The 2,410-nt window shown below is 78.0% G+C and carries 3 protein-coding genes; all 3 read right to left on the bottom strand.

The features are described 5' to 3' along the window. Positions 1-618 (bottom strand): response regulator (locus ACTUAL_RS22155; RefSeq protein ID WP_440901591.1); only part of this gene is annotated, 618 nt, incomplete at its 3' end. Further along, positions 615-1,550 (bottom strand): sensor histidine kinase, encoded by a 936-nt coding sequence (locus ACTUAL_RS22150; RefSeq protein WP_232519898.1) that lies wholly within the window; start codon positions 1,548-1,550, stop codon positions 615-617. The genes ACTUAL_RS22155 and ACTUAL_RS22150, both read right to left, overlap by 4 nt. Before the next feature lie 11 nt (positions 1,551-1,561). Beyond that, the coding region (locus tag ACTUAL_RS22145; RefSeq protein WP_440901590.1) for a serine hydrolase domain-containing protein at positions 1,562-2,410 on the bottom strand (849 nt) is incomplete at its 5' end.

Genomic DNA, 2,410 nt, shown 5'->3' with positions numbered 1-2,410 from the left:
GGCCGCCTGGACCCGGTTCGCCAGGTCCAGGCGGGTCAGGATGGTGCTCACGTGCCCCTTGACGGTGCCCTCCACCAGGTTCAGCCTGCGCGCGATCTGGGCGTTGCTCAACCCGGCGCCCACCAGCGCCAGCACGTCCCGCTCGCGCGGGGTCAGCGCGTCGGCGCGGGCGCGCGCCTCGGCGGCCCGGCCGAGCGGCCTGGTGTCCAGCGCCGCCAGGACCCGCGCCGCGACGCGGGGCGCCAGGTACGCGCCGCCGCCCGCCACCGCGTGCACCCCGGCCAGCAGCTCGCGCGGGTCGCCGGACTTGAGCAGGAACCCCCTCGCGCCGCCGTCCAGGGCCCGCGCCACGTAGGCGTCGTCGCCGAACGTGGTCAGCACGGCCACCGCCACCCCCGGCGCGGTGCGCGCGAGCTCCTCGGCGGCGGCCAGCCCGTCGAGCCGGGGCATCCGGATGTCGAGCAGGGCCACGTCCGGGCGGTGCTCCAGGGCGAGCCGGACCGCCGCGCGCCCGTCGTCGGCCTCGGCGACCACGGTGATGGCGGGGTCGGTGGCGAGGACGGCCCGCACGCCCGCGCGGATCAGCGGTTCGTCGTCGGCCAGCAGCACCCTGATCACCGCGCCTCCCGGCCGGGCAGCGTGGCGGTGAGCCGGAACGCGCCGCCCGAGGTCGACACGTCGAGCGCGCCACCGGCCGACCGGACCCGCTCGGCGAGCGCGGCCAGCCCGGTGCCCGAGCCGGGGGCGCGGCGCCGGGTGGTGACCGGGTTGGCGACGGTCACCACCACGTCCTCGGCGGCGGTGACGGTGATCCCCACGGGTGCGCCGGGGGCGTGCTTGGCGGCGTTGGTCAGCGCCTCCCTGACCACCCGGTGCGCGGTGGCGGCGACGGCGGGCGGGAGCGGTCTCGGGCCGTGCCAGGTCAGGGTGACCGGGAGGCCCGCGGCCGAGGCGCGGTGGGCGAGGTCGGCGAGGTCGGCGTCCTGCGGGCGCAGGGGTGGTGGTTCGCCGTCGCGCAGCAGGGCGACCAGCCCGGCGAGGCGCTCGGTGGCCGCGCCCGCGCCCGCGCGCAGCTCCCCCACCGCTCCCCGGTGCCGCTCGGGCAGGTCGGCGGCGAGTTCGAGGGCGCCCGCGCGCAGCGCCAGCAGGCTCAGCTCGTGCCCGAGCAGGTCGTGCGCGTCGTGCGCGATCCGGGCCCGCTCGCGCAGGTGGACGCGCTCGGCGGCGGCGACGGCCAGCTCCGCCTGCTGCCGCGCGGACCGCCCGACCAGCCACGGCAGCAGCACGGCCAGCAGCGCGAGCAGTGGCGCGGTGGCCCAGGCGTGCGGCGCGGCCAGGCCCAGCGGGACGGTCTGCAGTAGCGACACCAGCAGCACCGCCCACGCGGGCCGCCCGCCGCTCTCCCGCCGCCCGACGACGAACGCGCACACCGCCACCACGACCAGCACAGCGCCGGTCCACGGCGGGACGCCGTCGCCCATCGCCAGCGCGGTCGCCTGGGCGGTGGTCGAGCACAGCGCCAGCAGGACGAGCGGTCGGCGGATCGGCACGCCCACGGACGCTACCCCGTCACCGGGCGGGCGAGGCGGACCAGGCGGGTGATCAGGACCGCGAGGTTCAGCGCGGCCGAGAGCGCGAGCCAGAGCACCAGGGCGGGCGAGTAGAAGGCGAGCTGGAACGCGGTGATGTCCCGCCCGCCGCCGACCAGCAGCCCGAGGAGCGCGGGCGCGAGCAGCAGGAGGGCCGCCGGGACGACTCGCGGGGCCAGCCGGACCACGACCTGCCAGGTCGTGCGGGGCCGCCACGGCCTGCGCAGGGCGAGGACCCCGAGGACGAGGCTGAGCGCGGTCAGCGCGCCCAGTGCCAGTTCCACCGCGGAGCGGGGGGACGACGGCTGCGCGTCGCGGCCCTCCAGGATCGCGGCGATGCCGTCCTCCAGCGCGCCGGTGCCCTCGTTCCCCAGCGCCACACCGGAGTTCGCGAGGACGACGACCCCGTGGCCGGAGTCCAGCAGGAGCTGACCGGCGCAGTGCGTGAACCAGATGCCGCCGTGCCGGGCCGCGCCGTCGCCGGTCTGCCAGCCGAGGCCGTAGGCGCTGCCGGGGAAGGCCGGGACCCGCGTGGCCGCGAGGGTGTCCGGGGCGGCCAGCCGGGTGTCGCCGGACTGCGCGGCGAGCCACTTGCCCATGTCCTCGGCGGTGGTGACGATCCCGTCCGAGCCCGCGACGAACCGGCTCGGCTCGGTGGCGGGGATCGAGGCGCCGTAGGCGAAGACGTGCCCGTCCGCGACGTCGTCGGGCAGCTCGTCGGTGGTGGTGATGGCAGTGGTGTCCCGCATCCCCAGGGGGGCGAAGACGTTGTCGCGCAGGTGGTCCGCGAACGGTTCGCCGGTGACGCGCTGCACGACGAG

The sequence above is a fragment of the Actinosynnema sp. genome (genome assembly GCF_052038725.1).
Note: the sequence above shows the minus strand (reverse complement) of the source record. Positions and strands in the feature narration are given on the sequence as shown.